15 protein-coding genes are annotated in these 18235 nt (G+C 39.8%); all 15 read right to left on the bottom strand.

Going from position 1 to position 18235, the window contains the following annotated elements; all coding sequences use genetic code 11:
- Window positions 1-55 precede the first annotated feature (55 nt).
- The 15 genes from ACW5XD_RS08975 to ACW5XD_RS08905 all read right to left on the bottom strand — a co-directional run bounded on the left by ACW5XD_RS08975 (window position 56) and on the right by ACW5XD_RS08905 (window position 18107).
- Window positions 56-1180: a cytidylyltransferase domain-containing protein gene (locus tag ACW5XD_RS08975; protein ID WP_456494601.1), complete on the bottom strand. Its 1125-nt coding sequence runs from the start codon at window positions 1178-1180 to the stop codon at window positions 56-58.
- A 15-nt stretch (window positions 1181-1195) separates the two neighbouring features.
- The gene (locus ACW5XD_RS08970; RefSeq protein ID WP_456494600.1) at window positions 1196-1894 is read right to left on the bottom strand and encodes an SDR family NAD(P)-dependent oxidoreductase; all 699 of its coding nucleotides are present in this window, start codon (window positions 1892-1894) and stop codon (window positions 1196-1198) included.
- Window position 1895: 1 nt separating this feature from the next.
- On the bottom strand, window positions 1896-2822 hold the full coding sequence (locus ACW5XD_RS08965) for a phosphoglycerate dehydrogenase (RefSeq protein WP_456494599.1): 927 nt from the start codon (window positions 2820-2822) through the stop codon (window positions 1896-1898).
- A gap of 17 nt (window positions 2823-2839) precedes the next feature.
- Window positions 2840-3913 carry an AroB-related putative sugar phosphate phospholyase (cyclizing) gene (locus tag ACW5XD_RS08960; protein WP_456494598.1) on the bottom strand — a complete coding sequence of 358 codons (1074 nt, stop codon included), beginning with the start codon at window positions 3911-3913 and terminating at the stop codon, window positions 2840-2842.
- On the bottom strand, window positions 3910-4575 hold the full coding sequence (locus ACW5XD_RS08955; protein ID WP_456494597.1) for an SDR family NAD(P)-dependent oxidoreductase: 666 nt from the start codon (window positions 4573-4575) through the stop codon (window positions 3910-3912). The genes ACW5XD_RS08960 and ACW5XD_RS08955 overlap by 4 nt, the downstream gene beginning before the upstream one ends.
- Window positions 4565-5581 (bottom strand): Gfo/Idh/MocA family protein, encoded by a 1017-nt coding sequence (locus tag ACW5XD_RS08950; RefSeq protein ID WP_456494596.1) that lies wholly within the window; start codon window positions 5579-5581, stop codon window positions 4565-4567. Before ACW5XD_RS08950 ends, ACW5XD_RS08955 begins: the two co-directional genes overlap by 11 nt.
- Before the next feature lie 2 nt (window positions 5582-5583).
- Window positions 5584-6177 carry a D-sedoheptulose-7-phosphate isomerase gene (locus ACW5XD_RS08945; RefSeq protein ID WP_456494595.1) on the bottom strand — a complete coding sequence of 198 codons (594 nt, stop codon included), beginning with the start codon at window positions 6175-6177 and terminating at the stop codon, window positions 5584-5586.
- 450 nt (window positions 6178-6627) lie between these two features.
- Window positions 6628-7917, bottom strand: a complete 1290-nt coding sequence (locus ACW5XD_RS08940; RefSeq protein ID WP_456494594.1) for a hypothetical protein — start codon at window positions 7915-7917, stop codon at window positions 6628-6630.
- 156 nt (window positions 7918-8073) lie between these two features.
- Window positions 8074-9474: a class I SAM-dependent methyltransferase gene (locus ACW5XD_RS08935; protein ID WP_456494593.1), complete on the bottom strand. Its 1401-nt coding sequence runs from the start codon at window positions 9472-9474 to the stop codon at window positions 8074-8076.
- 31 nt (window positions 9475-9505) lie between these two features.
- On the bottom strand, window positions 9506-10684 hold the full coding sequence (locus ACW5XD_RS08930; protein WP_456494592.1) for a glycosyltransferase family 2 protein: 1179 nt from the start codon (window positions 10682-10684) through the stop codon (window positions 9506-9508).
- Between the two features lie 54 nt (window positions 10685-10738).
- The gene (locus tag ACW5XD_RS08925; RefSeq protein WP_456494591.1) at window positions 10739-12208 is read right to left on the bottom strand and encodes a glycosyltransferase; all 1470 of its coding nucleotides are present in this window, start codon (window positions 12206-12208) and stop codon (window positions 10739-10741) included.
- A gap of 145 nt (window positions 12209-12353) precedes the next feature.
- Entirely contained in the window at window positions 12354-13571 is a 1218-nt protein-coding gene (locus ACW5XD_RS08920) for a glycosyltransferase (RefSeq protein ID WP_456494590.1), read from the bottom strand.
- Entirely contained in the window at window positions 13568-15973 is a 2406-nt protein-coding gene (locus ACW5XD_RS08915) for a hypothetical protein (protein WP_456494589.1), read from the bottom strand. The genes ACW5XD_RS08920 and ACW5XD_RS08915 overlap by 4 nt, the downstream gene beginning before the upstream one ends.
- Before the next feature lie 23 nt (window positions 15974-15996).
- Window positions 15997-17157 carry a UDP-galactopyranose mutase gene (glf, locus tag ACW5XD_RS08910; RefSeq protein ID WP_456494588.1) on the bottom strand — a complete coding sequence of 387 codons (1161 nt, stop codon included), beginning with the start codon at window positions 17155-17157 and terminating at the stop codon, window positions 15997-15999.
- Window positions 17154-18107: a glycosyltransferase gene (locus ACW5XD_RS08905; protein WP_456494587.1), complete on the bottom strand. Its 954-nt coding sequence runs from the start codon at window positions 18105-18107 to the stop codon at window positions 17154-17156. The genes glf and ACW5XD_RS08905 overlap by 4 nt, the downstream gene beginning before the upstream one ends.
- Window positions 18108-18235 lie beyond the last annotated feature (128 nt).

Below are 18235 nucleotides of genomic sequence, written 5' to 3'. Positions count from 1 at the left end.
GTCGCCTCATTCACTCACATATATTAAACAATGATAAACTTAATACTATAAGGTATTATTCATACACGTGCAGTACATCCGCACGACTGACTGCCAATCTGATTGCAGGAACGTCACCCAAAGCGGTAATCTTGTGCCATTTTGCTTTTTCAATAAAGACCACATCCCCCGGATTAACAATAAATGATTCCTGCTCGACATCCCACTGCCAACTGCCAGCAACAATGTACCACCATTCGTTCCAATCGGGATGATAATGTCTTCGATTGCCTTCCCCTGGTAATTGTGATATTAGAGTTGCACTATTACTCTCACTATTTACGATTCTATAACACCATGAACGGGAGTTATCCATGCTCGAGATAACACTCTTAATATTCGATAATGGGAGATTTTCATGGCTGAAATCAGAATAATCAATCCCATCAATTTTTAATATTGAAGGAACATCAGATTCTGCATGAGTATGACCAGTGTAATATCGTGGTTCACTTAGCCTAGATGAGGGTTTGGACAAGTGTTGATGTACAGTCTCAGCAAATAAAAAGTCGTGTTCATTGTCAATGTCAACTGTCGAGAAACCTTTCAAAGAAAAATAACCAGTCTTACCATCAGCTCCATGATAACCAAAACCATATTTTGCCATGGCATCTAAGAAAAAATTACGCCGCCATGCCATTAATACTGTCGCATAGGAGGAAACAGGAACCATATTTTGAGAAGATATATGAGGTTCGAGTTTAGAAAAATTCACCTGGCTATCTTTGAAAACGCATGCAATTTGATGATCAACAGTTGAAATAAGTGTATCAAGCGATTCGTCCAACATTTTCGTCACAAAACCACGAACTTCATCAGCAGTTAAGAATGGTGACGTAGGCAAAATCTGGACAACAACATCTGCATTTACATGTTCACAGAAATCTAAGAGGAACTGATCATTGTTGGCTTCGTCAGATGCTAGCGCTTCGTTACGTTGGTAAAATGAAACACCCAACTCATCCGCAATATCTGAGAATACTTTAGCTTCAGAGTTAATATATATCTCATCAAACACATCAGACAGGATTGCGGTCTCAACCACATATGAAATTAATGGCTTATTACCTAATAAACGTAAATTTTTTTTAGGAACACGCTTACTTCCGAGACGAGCCGGAATCATTGCAACAATTTTCATATTATTTTCCATATATCACCTACAAGTGAATCCACCATCAATAATAATATTTTGACCCGTAAGATATGTATTGTCTTCAGAGCACAAGAAAAATACAACTCGTGCAACTTCGTCTGGTTTAGCCAATCGCTTTAGAGGAATCGAATTTACAATATTAACTCGCTCATTCTCAGACACTAATCTGTCAACCATATCAGAATTGATTGGTCCAGGAGAAATAGAGTTCACTAGAATACTCTTTGATGCTAAGTCTAATGCCAAGGATTTTACTATACCAATAATCGCAGACTTAACTGCACTGTAAGCGACTGATGTTGGTTTAGAAACTATGGAGGCAATTGAACTGACGAAAAGAATATGGCCATCATCGTTCATTTTTCTGCATACCCACTGAGTTAAAAGCAGTGGTGACGACAAATTTACAGCAATCATTTTTTCAAGAGACTCCGGCTTCATGTCATTTATTGTTTCAGGGATCAATATCCCAGCATTACTAATAAATACATCTAACCCGTCAATTAGATCCTCAGCCCTATTGATAAACTCACAAACAGATAAGGGTGTAGATAGGTCAAGTGGAATCAATGTGACTTTAGAAGAGAGTGTTAGAAGCGAGCGCGATGTAACAAACACCCTATAACCATTTAAGACAAACTGATCAGCAATTGACTTACCAAGACCATTGATACCACCGGTTATCAGTACAGTTTTCATCCTAAATGCCTTTATTAAAAAACTCATAAATATTTTCTATCGCTGATTTTCCCATAGCATAAGTGGCTTCTCGCGAATTACCCCCGATATGGGGTGTTGGAATAATATTTGGAAGTGCCAATAGTGCAGAGCACTGTGGAGGCTCAATTGGGTACACATCAATGGCCGCTCCCGCTATGACCCCACCAATCATAGCTTGGTAAAGATCATCAATAACAAGATTATCACCTCTTGATGTATTAATAAGGAATGCTGTATTTTTCATTTTATGCAGAAATTGGCTATCAACCATCCACATAGTCAAGTCAGTGAGCGGCACATGTAATGTTACTATATCTGCAGCTTGTAAGAGTTCATCTAACGACACCTGCTTAACACCGTATAGCTGACAAACATCACTTTTATCAATGATATCATTAAGTAAAATATTACAACCGAACGGTTTCAACAAATTAATCAACTCTAAACCAACATGTCCACAACCGATGATACCGACAGTCTTGCCATATAAGCTTTGACCACCCTTCTTATCCCAGATACCGGATGAAAGTTTAGAAGCAGAAACAAATAAATTCCTCAACAAAATTAAGGAAAAAGCCAAGGTGAGTTCAGCGACAGATGTGCTATTAATACCAGGGGTGTGAAGAACAGATATTGAATATTTCTCGCAAGCCTTAAAATCTATATTGTCGATCCCAACACCAAACTTAGAGATCACTTTCAATGTTGGGCAATGTGAAAGAACATTCTCATTTATAGACTCAAGGGCTAAGATTACTCCTTCACAATCACTCAAGAAATCAATTAACTGAGAATCCGTAAGTTTAGTTGGTGCATAGTTAAGCTTAAAGTCATCAAAGTGCTCAGAAAGCAGAGAGATCAGCTCTTCATTTTTAGAAAATGCTTTTGATGTCACTGCAATTTTCATAGTTCCTCTCGTGTTTATTACATTTCAAATATAGTCATGAGATTTGACAAAGAAAAATAAAACTCTTCGTCAGACAAGTCATCAATTTTTGCAGCAGTAAAGTTATCTGAAGTTAAAATAATAATAGATAGTTTTTCACCGACTCTTTTTTTGTCATTTCTTATAGCGACTAGTAGTTTCTCTGCAGAGAAATACTTTTTTTCTAGTTTTAACACAATATTTGGCAACAATAATTCATAGCTAATCTCATTAAAGCATCGCATAGAAATTAAATGTCGATTAAAACTGATGATGTTTGCAAATAGCATCCCAATTGTCACAGCTATTCCATGAGGGACCTTATAGTCTGAACTGTATTCAAGAGCATGTCCGAAGCAATGTCCATAATTAAATAAGTTCCGTTTTCCCATATCGAATTCATCTTGCAATATATATGACTTTTTTATCCTATGCGTATTTTCGAGTGCAGCCAGATACTTTTTTTTATTGTGTATCTCCGAAATAATTGTCTTAATATTACTTATCGAGACTTCACGCTCATCATCCAGCATCATAAACTTTATTATTTCACCTACACCACTATAGGTTGCATCTGCAGGTAAGGTGTTCAAAAACTCAGTACAAATATTGACATTATGAGGTGGATAGAAGGTCCCTATCGTATTTTTGAAATGCTCAAAATTTAGTGATGTTTTACTTCCAACACAACTATCTGCTTGAGCTAATAATGTTGTTGGAAAATAGATCCAGCGAACTCCACGATAGAGGGTTGAAGCTGCGAAGCCCGTGATGTCTTGAACAATTCCTCCACCAAAACTGACAAGTGTTAAGCGTCTACGTTCTTTGAATTGAAGCATAAATTTATAGAGCTCGATTACAGCATCGAGATTCTTTTTTTCTTCTATTGCATCTATTATAAATATATTTTCTTTAGGAAAAGAAGAAAACAATGGACCATACAACTCGTAGATTACTCTATCTATTACAAATATGGCCCCCTCTACCTTAATAAGCCGTTCTATGCTGGAAGCGTGCTCAAATATGTTTACTGTATAATCATGTATTTTTGAAGGAATAGTTATTGTGATCATGCTAGAAAACCTCCATCAACCACTATTGCCTGCCCAGTAATAAAGCTGTTCGCCTCAGAAAGTAAAAATAATACCACATTGGCGATTTCTTCAGGGCTTGCCATTCTATGCATGGGTACAGAAGCTAAAATACTATTTAGCTGATCAGATGAAAGACTGCTAGCAGTCAACTCTGTATTGGTAAAGCCAGGACACACTGCATTGACTAAAATATTGTCACATGCCAATTCATTAGCTAAAGCTTTTGTATACCCAATTATACCAAATTTAGTACCGCTGTATAATGTTCTATATTCTTTAGATTTAACACCCCAGATCGAGCTGATGTTGACGATTCGCCCTCCCTCCCTTGACCTCATATATGGAGTACAATACTTTGCAATTAATAACGGAGCCTCAAGGTTTATTGAATTAATAAGTTTTATATCTTCGATTGAAATTTCGGCTAACGGTTTGATTATGTTAATTCCTGCATTATTAACTACCGCATCAAACTCATTGTTCATCTCAAAATATCTTAAGATGCTGTCACTACGACTCAGATCTAAATCATCACGTGTTGGTGCAACAACTTGATACTCATCCATAAGCCGGCTAACAATCGCAGCACCAATACCACGACTACCACCAGTGACTAAAACGCGTTTCTTCCTACTCACCATAGAAACCACTTTCACGGTATATGTTTTCGACGAGATTCATGACTTGGTACGCATCTTTACTCGTACCATTCTCAATCAATCCTTTTCCTCTTACAGCTGATAAAAACTCTTCAAGCTCTTTTTTCCAGCTATCATCATTCTCGAACCAAACTATTTTTTCAGCAGGCTTTCCCATCGCGAATGTTATATCTTCAAACTCTCGCTTACCAATAATCAGCGTCTCAGGGGTATAACTCCTTGATTCAGAAAGGATTCCATCAAGTACTAAGTACCCCTCCGAAAAACAAATTTCCAACAAAAACTTGTGCCTCCATTGAGTAGCACTTGAATGCATTGTTGCAATTAACTTATCAGAGCGGAGAGTTATAAATGCATTGTCTTCAACATCAACATTCCAATAGCATTTACTGAGAACACTAGAAACAACATCGAATTCACGACCAGATAAGAAGTGAAACAGATCAAGCATATGAATACCTTGATCTAACAATATACCTCCGCCTGAGTATGGTTTATAATTTCTCCAGTTTTTGCAATAATCAATACTACCAGCTTTACCATAGACACCTCGGAGCCAAAGCATTTCGCCAAGATTACCCGAATCAATAATTTTCTTAGCTTCTATGACGCTATAGTGAAGGCGGTGATTAAATCCATATTTAAGAATACAATTACTATTCTTTTCTGTTTCAATAACCTCTTTTAGCTCTTCACATGTTCTTGCTGGTGGCTTCTCACAGAAGACATGTATGCCAGCTTTTAACGCTAACTTTGTATACTCTGCTGCAACATTATTAAATGCACAGATAAATACAGCATCAGGACTACGACTTAACAGCTCATCATATGATGAACAAATTAAGCTTCTATCGCTAACATTCAGTGTCAGTTCCTCATTAGGCTCATATATGCCAATCAACTCAGCATCATGGTTTTTCAGGATAAATTTCTCGCGAATCTTACCCATTTTGCCATAACCAGAAATCGCAATTTTCAGCTTTCTCATAATTACCTCAGAGTATAATTGGTCTTGTTTTCAGGCTTTAATGAGATGTAATATGAGTAAACTATATGGTCCAACATCATATGAACATCTTCAACAATCCCATATTCTCCTTTTTCCGTAGCTATGTGATACCTTATATCAGAAATCTCCTTCAATTTTCCACCATCGAACCCACTTAAACCAACAAGAGTCGCCCCGACATCCTTAGCATAATAGGCAGCCTTTAGAATATTCGGTGAGTTGCCACTACAGCTGATCGCTATAACAACATCCTTCGGCTGTAATCTGTTTTTAAGTTGAGCATAAAATATGTTCTCATAGCCAATATCATTGGCGATCGCGGTGCAGACAGGTACATTGTCAGCCAAGCTTATAACATTAAAATTTCTGATTTCTCGAAGCTTAATCCCTACAGAAAGATCATTTGCCATGTGAGATGCAGTAGCTGAGCTCCCACCATTCCCCATGACATACACAACGCCACTCTCATCATGACATTTCTCTAGAGCAAGGATTATTCTCTGGACCTCAGCTATGTTAATGTTTTGAATAACAGCTACCATTTTATTGATATACTCACTAATGAAATTATTCATATTTATGTTCCTATCAAAGATGACTATATACTCTGGTTCAACATCTCACCTATCAATAACATGATGCTTAATCATCACCTCGCGACTAAAAAACGTAATAACAATATTATTGTATGTTTCTTATGGTCGTAGAGTAGGCGACGATGATATCGCTAGCACTTTGCAGAAAAGACAAATACATTATATTAGCAATAAGCGACACATTTTGTTCAAACGAGCAGCACTTAACCTACCATTCTCTTTTTTATAAATATGGAGGTTTTATGCTTTTCAAAAAATGAACTACAGTAGATAATAGAAATATCCATCGTCTACAATAATCAATTGAAATTTCAAGTAAATGGTGGCGATGACAAAGAGTCTAGAGACTAAGTTAAAAGATCATCCATATTTAAAATATAATAAAAATGATCTATTATTTCACTACATCCTAACAAAATAAAACTCAGATTAGCTCTTCTTTTTCGACAATAGAGCGTTAATGTAATTAGCAGCAGCTTCCCCTGGAGGATGAGATGACGAAATAAAGCATTTCGCATCCAAAAAATCATGAGCACGTTGATGAGTGTAGTCTTTTTGATCAACACCATCACGAAGTGCAGTCATTAGTTGAGACTGTGTCGTTGCGACTTGGAATGCACCTCTTGGCTCCTTATATATTTTAACCATCTCGCCATGTGGATTAAAGTATACTACAGGCTTTCCTGATGCCAATGACTCTAGAATGATAGTACTGAAACGGCTTACTACTATTGAAGCAGATTTTATTGTTTCGTATACATTTTTTTTTGATTTCTTTTCTGCATCAATAGCACCATTGTCCGCATGATGTTGAGAGATAATATAATCGTAGCCTAATGCATCACATGTAGCTATGACTTGGCTAAGCCACACATCTCGAACATCCTCAAAATACCCATATGTGAAGTTAAGATTGATCATCACCAAAGTTGTATCCGGAAATGAAACTGGTGAATGATAAATATCCCATAATTTCGGCAAACCGATAACTTCTGTTTTGTCTATTTTATATGGGAAATACTTTTTCTCATCTTCTCCCATTAATAATACGTATTCAATGGTTTCATATGCATGTCTATCTATTCCGTAGTCTGCGTCCTCAAAGTCCTCTATCCCATCAACCATACCAATGGTTATTATCCCTCTTGCTCTTTCATTCTTAAAAAAGGCTTTGTATTCTGAGTGCCAATCAATCGACGTAACTAAGCAGCGATAATCTATATATGGGACGAGATCATAAGAAATATAATTAACATCATTATTTTCAACAATCCCCTCTTTTATGTTCATATTTTTATATGAGCCTACGTCAACCAATACACTATTAATATTTATTTTTTTCAATTCTCTTGAAACAATAGATAAGTCGATTATATTTGATTTATTAAATGGAAAAAAAATAACATCTACCGATAACTTTTCATGTATCGCTCTTTCATACTCAAGAAGCTCAACATACTCTTTATTCATTTTTTCATATAGTAAAACCTTGCCCTTATTAAATTGACTTGATATTTCTTTCCAATAGTTTGGACTAGCAACTATGAGGTAATCATAGTCACTTTCCTGCCCCGGCCTTATCACTCCATCACCACTTTTAAAGTTATCAATGAACCCCATAAAGCAGATGCTATCATCCAGACCGCTTGCTAGTGAGCTCGTGATATTATTGAGTGGTGATACATATACTTTAGACCCAGAAGGAATTATAAATGACATATATAACGTCCTAGTGAATAAATTTAAATTTTATACACAAAATTGAAAACTAATGATGCATTACATATACTTATTATAAGTAATAACCATAACATAGCAAGAATTAAGAACGAATCATCGTGCCTCATATATTTACATGATACAGGTTTATCAAGCTTATTTGACAGGCTCGCAAATAATCATTTGTGTAGATTGTGAGTAACTAGTTAGACGCTGTTCCAGAATAGAAAAATGTTGCCCTATATAATCCCTAAACTCACTCATTGTCCATTCCCGTTGATGTGCGGGATTCTTAGGGGGACCATAGAAGAATGGGTCATTTTTTCCATATAGAAAATCTTTAGCTGGTGTAGAGATTAGTAGGTATTTAAAGCTTTGTTTTTTTATATACTCCAACGCATCATCAGGATCAGGAAGGTGTTCAATAACATCAGAGAAAATAATAATATCGGCGCTGAACTCATTACGAGGACTGAAGTCACTTTCTAACCAAGTCTTATCTGGATATCTTTTACGAAGGGCCGCAACATTTTCTGGCAATTCTATACCCAATGTATTATATTTTTTGAAATAAGTCATTAGTTTATGTGCAGAACCACATCCAATATCAGCTATACTTAAAAAGTCATGTTTAATCATTAATCCTAAAGCAAAAAGATATACTTCCAATTGCCAATTATCTGTCTCTTCAAGGTCGTTATAATGATAGTATTTATTTGGAGATAAATATTTATATGGTATTCCATATTTTGATGAATCGACTAAATCCATATATTTAGAGGAAGGGCTAGTAGTTAGGATGTCAATATCTTTATCTATCACATGTGCTGCAGTCGGCACATCCACTGAGGGATGCCCAATACATGTATCCTCATTCTTAGTTAATGTATTTCTTAAGGGATAAGTACCATCAAAAGATATTACATTTGTATAGGATATATTATTCCCATTAGGTTTAACTATAGGAGGTTCAGCCCTACTTTTCGAAAGCAGTACTGACAAGTTAGATACTGATGACTCATGAACAATACTATTTATAGATAGTGAGAAAAAGCACTCTCGAGAATTCAGACTATTTTCTTCCCATCCAATTAATTCTCCCTCAAATAGTAACGGGTTATTAGATATAATGGCGATAGAGTAAAACTTGTTTCTTAATCTACTAAGAATCTCATTTACAAGTTGTATGTCATTTTGATCAAACAGTCTAATACTTAACTCACTATATTTTTTATTGGCAATCGACAATTTATATTCTTGATACTCTACAAAACCATGTCTAGTATTGAGATAAATCTTTGCATGCAACATATCCTGTACTATCTCATTCCAATATACAGGGCTACTTACAATAACCACATCATCCGTCCTAAGAACTGACGATCTGTATATGTTAGCACTTTCTTTCTTTGCATCAATATAACCAGAAACAATACAATGATACTCTAACATCTTCGAGTTTAATTTCAATGACAGATCGTTATATGGAGAGAGATATATATTACCTGCTTTTATAGAAGACATAGAAGAAAAAAAAACGTTTTCATCAATAAACATGTATTGCCCTTACTCTGCGGAGTAAAATGTTTTATTTACGTTGCAAAAGCCACGCTTCAACATCATCTGAATACATTCGAACACCATACTTAGAAAGCGCAACATCAGCTGAATTTTTTATAGTTTTCAAATCGTACCTCACGCTGTTATATTCTTCGTCAGATGATCTAGCATGATCATGAATCATATAAAAATCAGATATGTTTGCAACCCTAATACCTTTTTTCAATAGAGATATTGAAAATATTATATCTTCAAATCCAATAAACATGTCTTCATCAAACAGCCCGTGAGATATAAAAGAAGTAACATGATAAATAGCAGCACCACCAAATAAGAATGAACCAAAGACAATCCTTGACTCCATGGTATTTTCAACAATTAATTTATGACATCCCCCAGGGATGAAGGGTGTAACACTGACATCATTCCCATTAATTACAACATTTCCACCGAATGAATATATTGTATTACCATCTCCATTTAACAATGGTAAGTTTATATATGGTGTCTGAAATCTCACTATTGTTTGATGAATAGAATGAAGTGGATTATCGATAAAGAAAATGTCGTTATCCACAAAGAATACCCATTCTTTCGTAACATGTTGCATAGCGTAGTTTCTACCCTTTGCAACACCATAGTTTTCATTATTTAATATTAATTTATAGTTTATGGAGAAGTCGTCTAGGTAGAACCGTAAAATAATCAACTCTTCATGTTTAGAACCATTGTCAAATAAAATTATCTCTCCAGAAAAGTCTGGCATCTTATCTTTTATTGATGTCAATAGCCTGACAGTCATATCTACTCGGCCATAGGATAGAATAACAATGGCAAGGTTTTCACCATTAATACCAATCGATTTATAGAACAGTCCATAACTATCTGAATGTGCAATCATTTTTGATTGACTAATTTTTAATATTGACCGAAGAAGAACTATCTTGTGCGTTGGAACATGTAGATTTAACAATTGTTTATATATTTCATTTTCGAAAGAACTCGCAATAACTATCAGGTCATAATGAAGAAATATGATTTCCTCTGGCCTTCTTATAATAACACCATCTAATTCATTCAAATTACAATGCACATTGTTATCAATGAAGGATATGATATTAAATCTATCTAACAGATCTTGCTTGTTCAGCTTATAGAGACTTCCTGTACCAAACACAAGAATATCTTTTTTATTTACTATATTCATATATATTCACCGAGAGAATAGATGACGGGGAAAGAATATAAAAGTCTGCATAAACTAATTATCTGAATAGTTTAAAATTTCATTCCATTTATCGACTTCATTTTGACCAGCTACGCTAGCTTGCCCACAAACAGATTTAAACTGTAATACAGCCCAATGCATTGGAGAATCAAGAAAATATCTTAATGCACTCACCAATCCACTTTCACTATTATCACACAAATAACCATAATGGCCATGTGCCAACATGCCAGAGTTTCCTCTACAATTCGTCGCGATAATAGGAGTCCCGAGAGCTATGGCTTCACCAATAGCAAGTGGATGCCCCTCACTGACTGAGGACGATACTAAACATTGAGCGGACTTAATATATGGATAAGGATTTTCTTTCTTCCCCAATAAGATTATATGTTCTTTCATTCCTAATGAAGATATCAAATCACCCAAAGCTGATTTCATGGGGCCATCCCCGATAATAACTAACTTGATATCTTCCAGACTATTTCTTTTAATCTTGGCAAAGGCACAAATTAACTTATCGAACCCTTTGACCGCAACCAATCGCCCAACTGCAACGATATATGGAGATGAGATTTGTGAATCATTCTCCATGTTGGACATGCTAGTAATAGTTTCAATATCAAAAATATTTCCTATGATGCTGGACTCACAACCTTGCCATCCGATTCTCTCATTAAAGCCATGCTTAACAGAACCAGATACAAAGATCATGTGGTCGATATTGGTATAAGCATCATATTCTGCTTTCAATGATGCATAATAAGGAGCACTGACATGATGAGAGCGTAGGTTTGCATGTACGCAAGCGACTTTATAGATGCTATTTATTCCTGAAACAAGATAGGTAGAAAGCCCTTCAATATATGCAATAGCAACATCGTATTTATTTCTACCGAATAACCGGGAGCATATCTCCTTGGCGGAAAAATACATAAAAAAACAACGAGAAAGCAACCTGTTTTCAATAGATGAAAAGATCTCTACTACGGCAAGAATATGGCTAAGTGCATCAAAATACTCTCCCCCCCCTTCAATGACAATCACAAATACTTTTTCTTTATCTTCAAGCCTACGGCATAAATTTAATAATGCTCTCTCAGCCCCACCATTTCCTAAAGAGTTCATTACTATCAATTTTTTCTTTGTTAATGATAATAATGATATCCTATTTGTTGCTCGCATAAATTCGTCATGCGCAACTAAATAATGAGCCACACTCTCGCGAATCAAAAGATCATCATACACATTTACAATAACATTATCATCTATACCAAGAGAAATTAGTTTTTCCTTTATCTCCTCAAAATACATACTAGTGATAATAATAAGTTCGAAATTCAGATAAATAATATCCGAAGGAGATATAATCCTAACCCCATCATTCAATTTACCATGTTGTTTTATGTCATTGTCTGAAATAGCAACTAGTTGATAGTTGGATTTTATAAACGGTGAGAACGCTCTAAACAAGCCACCAGCACCGAAGGCAATCACTTTCTTCATAATTATACCCGTCAAGCTAATTACGATTCAGCCAAAAATACAAAATTATTCCTACATGGCCCATGATTTTTATAAAGTTATGGCACGATAAATGGGACATGGCTCTTCATCTTAAATTTTGGTTAGATAAATATTTTTCATGTTCTCACCCTGCTTGCCATGTAGCTATCACTTTTTGGTAAACAGCCAAATGTTCTGCCAACATAACACTCTTACTGTGATTAGCTGTTATCCAATCTCTTGCCCTCATACCTTTATCTATACGTTCAGGGAAAGAAAGTAGTGCAATATCCAATGCTTTTGCCAAAGCAGTCACATCACCTGTTGGTACCAACCATCCTCTTTCATTATTTCCCAATAACTCAGGTATTCCTCCAGTTGCATACGCCACCGTAGGCAGGCCACAGGCCATAGCTTCCAATAACTGCAAAGGCTGGTTATCAGCCAGGCTTGGCATCAGTAATAGATCTGCCTGGTGGTAATAACTAGCTAACATACTCTGGTCACTGATATGGCCAGTAAAGGTCACGGGCAGCCCTTCAAATCCTAGCTTGGTATTATTATCTGCTTCACCGATCACTATTAACTTATATTTTTGATGCTTTGGAATAAGTTTTAGAGCTTTTATTGCATCACCCACACCTTTATAGGGACTAGAAAGTGATGCAGCAGCAACAACTAGGACTGGTATCTCTTTGCATGCTCTCGAAACATAAATAAAAATATCTGTATTTACTCCATTTCGAAGCAATAAAGGAGGTTTTCGTATATGACCGCTATCCAATGCCCACTGCTGCAACCAGCGAGAAGGCGTTGCCAATGTCAGCTGTGAGACATCAAGAGCCTGCTGATTCAGGTGCCTCTTCAAACGGCTGTAATCAAACCGGCTGTCCAATGGCCATTGGCCATGTTGTGGGCAATCACCACAGCCACTACGATAATTGGTACAGTTCAAAGGATTGATACAGCCACCCGTGAAGGCAGAGCAATCATGCTGAGTCCACAGAACAGGCATCTGCTTAGCCAGTCTCTGCACACTCCAACTGGACATAGCTGAAGAGATATCGTGGACATGAACCAAATCAAAATTAACCGGTAAATTCTGCCAATAAAGATTGGGCCATTCAAAAGGAATGACATCAGGTGCAAACCAACTTTTGATATTTTTGCTGTAACGGTAAAAACTGCGCTGCCAACGCTCACCATAGAGGCGACGACGATGTGTGTCATAACCGGTGTGTGTCCACGAAACCCAATGGACTGTCTCATGTCCCTGCTCCCTGAATCCTTCTGCCAAGTCTTGTGCGATACGGCTGGCCCCCCCCCCAGCAGCATCAGCCTTGGACAAAAAAGCTATCTTCAAGGTCTGACCCCCTTTATGGCGTAAATAGCGGGACACGGTAAATTTTGTTCTTGGTAATAACGAACGATGCCTTCTACGATAGCGACAGAGAAGGCCGCCGAAGCAACCAGATATTGGCCACAACCATCTCTGGCAGCACGAGCCAGTGGCACTATCTCCCTGTCCAGCACCCTTAGGCCATGAAGTGCTACATTGCTGTCGACAACAAAATCGATCTCTATTCCCCTCGCCATCGCCTCCTGAAGCATCTCATGCCCCAGCTTGCCACCACCATAAAGGGTTGCCCTTCTATGCCCGGCCAGCTTTATCTGTTCAAGTAGGGTGACACACAGCAGCTTGTGCTCCACATCATTAAATAAAACCCGACGCTGAGCTGCCAATGTGTCGGGATGGTGCCGAGTTACTACCCCTTGAGGCCAACGCACCCCACGACTCTGGTAGCCCCATTGCTGACGGGCCTGACGAAGAAAATCCTCAGCCCCAATCAACCTCAACAACTCTTCATCATACTCTGCACAAATGCGACCATATGAATCAGAACCGGCATTGTCATCAAATAACAGATCCCCGAGGTATTTAGCCTCCTGTTTGGTTGGCAACTCTAATAACCTCTGAATATGTTTTAGCTCTACTATTCGAACTTCTTCGCCAGTGAACCAATCATTATCCACATACTGACAAGCATGGGAAAAATGTTGCCAAGCCAGATCAACACCTTTGGAAAACTCCTCCAACAATAACTCCTGTTGCGGATCGTAAAAGGCTCGGCCCAGCAATGGCGAGACTGTACCATCTTGAAGACGCTGGTAACCTAACGTGGTCTGATGGCGACCCGTTAGCAATATTTCTATAGGCTCAGGACTGCGGTTAAATAGCCGTAACAAAGGCAACGATTCTGATGTATGTGGCATAAATACAGCATATCGATGACCATGGCGTCTGTGTTTGGCCAACTCAGGTACAGAATATAATAGGTAATTGAGTGTTATGCGGTCAGCCAACTCACCTAAACTATCGGCCAACCACGCTAAAGAATTTCCTCCTGGCCCCAGATCCATCATCGCGACTTTCTGGTGTCCATGCCATAACGAGGAGGTGTAGTCCCTCAAACAGGTTCTTGCTTCCTTGCTTGCTTTGCGTGCAGCTTCCTGCACCGATACCGAGAAAAGATATTCCTTGAGCACTTCCTGACAGGGAATATCATTGAGCATTTTCGGTAAGTGCTCTTGCAAAGCTAGCGGTACCTCCGGTAACACCAACTCGTCTATCAGTGCAGCCAGTGAAAATTGGCGACGACTGCAATATTGTCTGAGAGCCGGCTCATTTAATTCTCTCATGGCTGGAAGAAATGCGGCTCGTCTGGAAATATAAAATGGCTTAACCTTAATATTTGCATCTAACAGAGAAATCGCATTTTCCAGTAGTGGTGCTAAAATTGCCCCTTCTCTCATTATTGGGCAAATCAGATTTATCCCTTTTGCAATGGCATCTTTGACAGCCCAGAGCGCGAAAGCACAAAGTCCAGGACCCAAAACACTCGCACCGAAATAGCGAAAAAATGCTGCAGGCTCATCCTTTAATGGATGAACAAAATGACCAAGCCGGCGAATTGAATGTAACGGGTCTTGCAAACAATCCATCCCCAATAACATTTCATGCTGTCCGATAACTGTTGGTAAATGAATGTGTTCGAGATAGCAGCTTATCAAACCGGTTCTTTTAGCCTGTAGATGGTCAGCTGTCAGGTCATCCCCTATATGTAATATCCGTTCAGGCATTTTCCCGGTAACTTCCAATAACTTCTGGAACAGAGTCCCCGTACCTTTGTTGGCGTCTTCTTCACAGGAGAGAAAAAGATCGATCCCTGATATATCGATCCGAGCCTTGGCTAATAATCGCTCAATGAAATCGCGGGGAAAATATGTATCACTGGTCAGGCAGAACCTAATGTTATTTTCCTGCAGTTGCTTGATTAGCGTACTGCTGTAAGGGTTGGCGAAAGAATAAGCATATTCGACATCTAATTCCAGTGCCATTAATTCAATTATCGGCAATGTTACCGGAGCCTGTTCCCATATCTGGGACAACGTCACTTCAGTGCTTTTGCCTACACTCAAACGCCTTGCTTCATGCTCCAAATCGATACGCAATTGAGCGAAGTCTGCAGGTGATATGGATTCATCAAGTAACCCTAAGGAAATGGCCTTACGCCCTAATTCAAGAAAAAGACTTTTGGGATTAATTAAGGCTCTATGCAGCAGAGTATCAAAAATATCAAAAGACACTAGTGCATAGCTGTGCCATGCGATCTCATATAATTTTGATGGCAATTTCCAATTTTCCTGACAGGTCATATCCACACCTACTTTGCATCGTATTTTTACTTGTTCTTGTCTACTCATACCAAAATTCTTAATCGGTATTTTTATGTATGATGAAGGACGCTACGAATAAATTTTTTCAATGCATTTGAAATCGCATCATCCATATCGAAATAACGGTATTCGGCCAAACGCCCCAATGCGATTACTTGTGGAAATTGAGCTAACTCGGTACAACAAGCAAGGTAGCGTTGCTTCGCATCATCGGTAAACAACGGGTAGTAAGGCTCGAGCCCCTGTTCTGACTGATAGTCACAGGGATATTCGTACACAATGCTGGTGCCGGGATGTACCTGCCCGCTGAAATGCTTGAACTCTGTGATCCGCGTGAAGGCTTCTTCATTCGGATAATTAACAGTGGTGACCGTTTGAAATTGTTCCTGCGCCAGATGGCGATGCTCAAAGCGCAGCGAACGATAAGGCAACGATGCAACCTGAGGACAGAGCTGATCAAGCATACCGGTGTAGATCAGCGGGCCGGAGAAGGGTTCGCCATCAAGCAGAATTCGTTTTCCCTCCCAATCTAGTACCACTCGCTCATCCATCGCGACACCAAGCTGTAACTCGATACCCGGTTGCGCCAGCATGCGGCTGACCATGGCGGCATAGCCGTCCTTCGGTACCGCCTGGTAGGCGTCGGTAAAATAGCGATCGTCCCGGCTCACCACCACGGGCACTCTTGCGGTAACTTCGGGGGAGATCTGCTCGGGCGGCACACCCCACTGCTTACTGGTGTAGTTCACAAACGCTTTGCGATAGATGAAATCAGCCAATTCACCCAGCAGGGGATCAGCCTCTTTGCGCAGTTCCAGAATGGGGACCCTGGCCCCATCGCCAAAGCGTTCGCGCAGGGCTGCTATCATGGCGGCAGCGGTATCGGGTTCGAAACAGCGTTCGATGCTGGTCAGGTTGAACGGGATCGGCACCAATTGCCCGTCGATACGTGACAACACCTTATGTTCGTAGGGATGCCACTCGGTGAAGGCCGACAGATACTCCCACACCTCATGGTTATCGGTGTGAAAGAGATGGGGTCCGTAGCGGTGTACCAGCACACCATACTCGTCATACTCATCGAAGCAGTTGCCACCAATGTGGTTACGCTGCTCCAGCACCAGCACCTTCCAGCCAAGCTGACTTGCCATCCGCTCGGCCATCACGGCACCAGATAGGCCGGTACCGATGACAATCGCCTGATAACTCATTGAGAAGCACCGAAAAGCTGTTGAGCTACGATTGTGGGTTGAGCACGATTCTCCCAGGCCAATTGATGTCGCCCATCGAAGAACCAGCCATCCACCACGGATTCATTGATGAAGCGCTCGAAACGCGCCACATCGCCTTGCTTGAGAAAATAGAGTGCCGTCGCGAAACGGTAGTGCGCCTTGCCTGCCGCGATAACCGAGTCGGCGATCCCGAATGGACGAGCGTTATCACAGGCTTTGAGTTGATCAGCCAGTACCTGTTCACGCCGCTCTGGCGAACGCTTGGTTTGTCCCCCAAAGCTGTGGGAGTGGATCCGGTAACGTCCATAAACCTCCGGAATGCCATCGACGCTCCCCTTGCCATACAAGGCGTTGAGGATGTGCCACGGATGGTCGAGGATGATCTTGCAATCGGCATCCACCGCCTCCTGCAAGTGAGGATGGCGCCGAAAGGCGATCGAACTGGCATTGGGGAAACAGCCGTAGCGGATCAAGTGTTCTGCACTGGCCTTACGGGGAATATAAGCAGCATTGTAATAATCGCGGCTGTAATGGGCCGTAACCTCTTCTGTTTCGCTGTCAAATACCTCTGCCTCGTGATAACAGAGCGCGCAGCCGGGATGGACATCCAGATAGTCGGCCAGTACCTGCAACTTGCCAGGCAAGGCCAGGTCGTCGCCATCCACATAGGCAAGGTAGGCCCCTTTTGCTTCGCCAAGCAGCCGCTTCTGGGTTCTGGCCAGCCCCATGTTCCGTTCGTTTTGCAGGGCCCGCAGTGCCGGCCATTGCCGTGCCAGCCGTAGCATGATGGACCAGGAGTCATCACTCGAGCCGTCATCGGTTGCGATCACTTCGAACTCGAAATCCGTCTGCTGCTCGAGCAGGCTGAGCAGGCAGGGTTCGATGAAGCGCGCCAGATTGTAGACGGGCACCAATACGCTGACTTTCATAGGGAAATCCAAGGGAAAATGAATAGAAAAGAAGCGGATGGGAGAAAATGGGCAAGGCTACCGCACGGTCCCTGTCAACCCTTCTCCCTCTCTGTCAGGTTTTACTGCAAGAGGTATGCCTGACCAAG

The organism is Aeromonas enterica, from assembly GCF_054052465.1.
The sequence above is the reverse complement of the archived record's forward strand: the minus strand, read 5'-3'. Positions and strand labels throughout refer to the sequence as shown.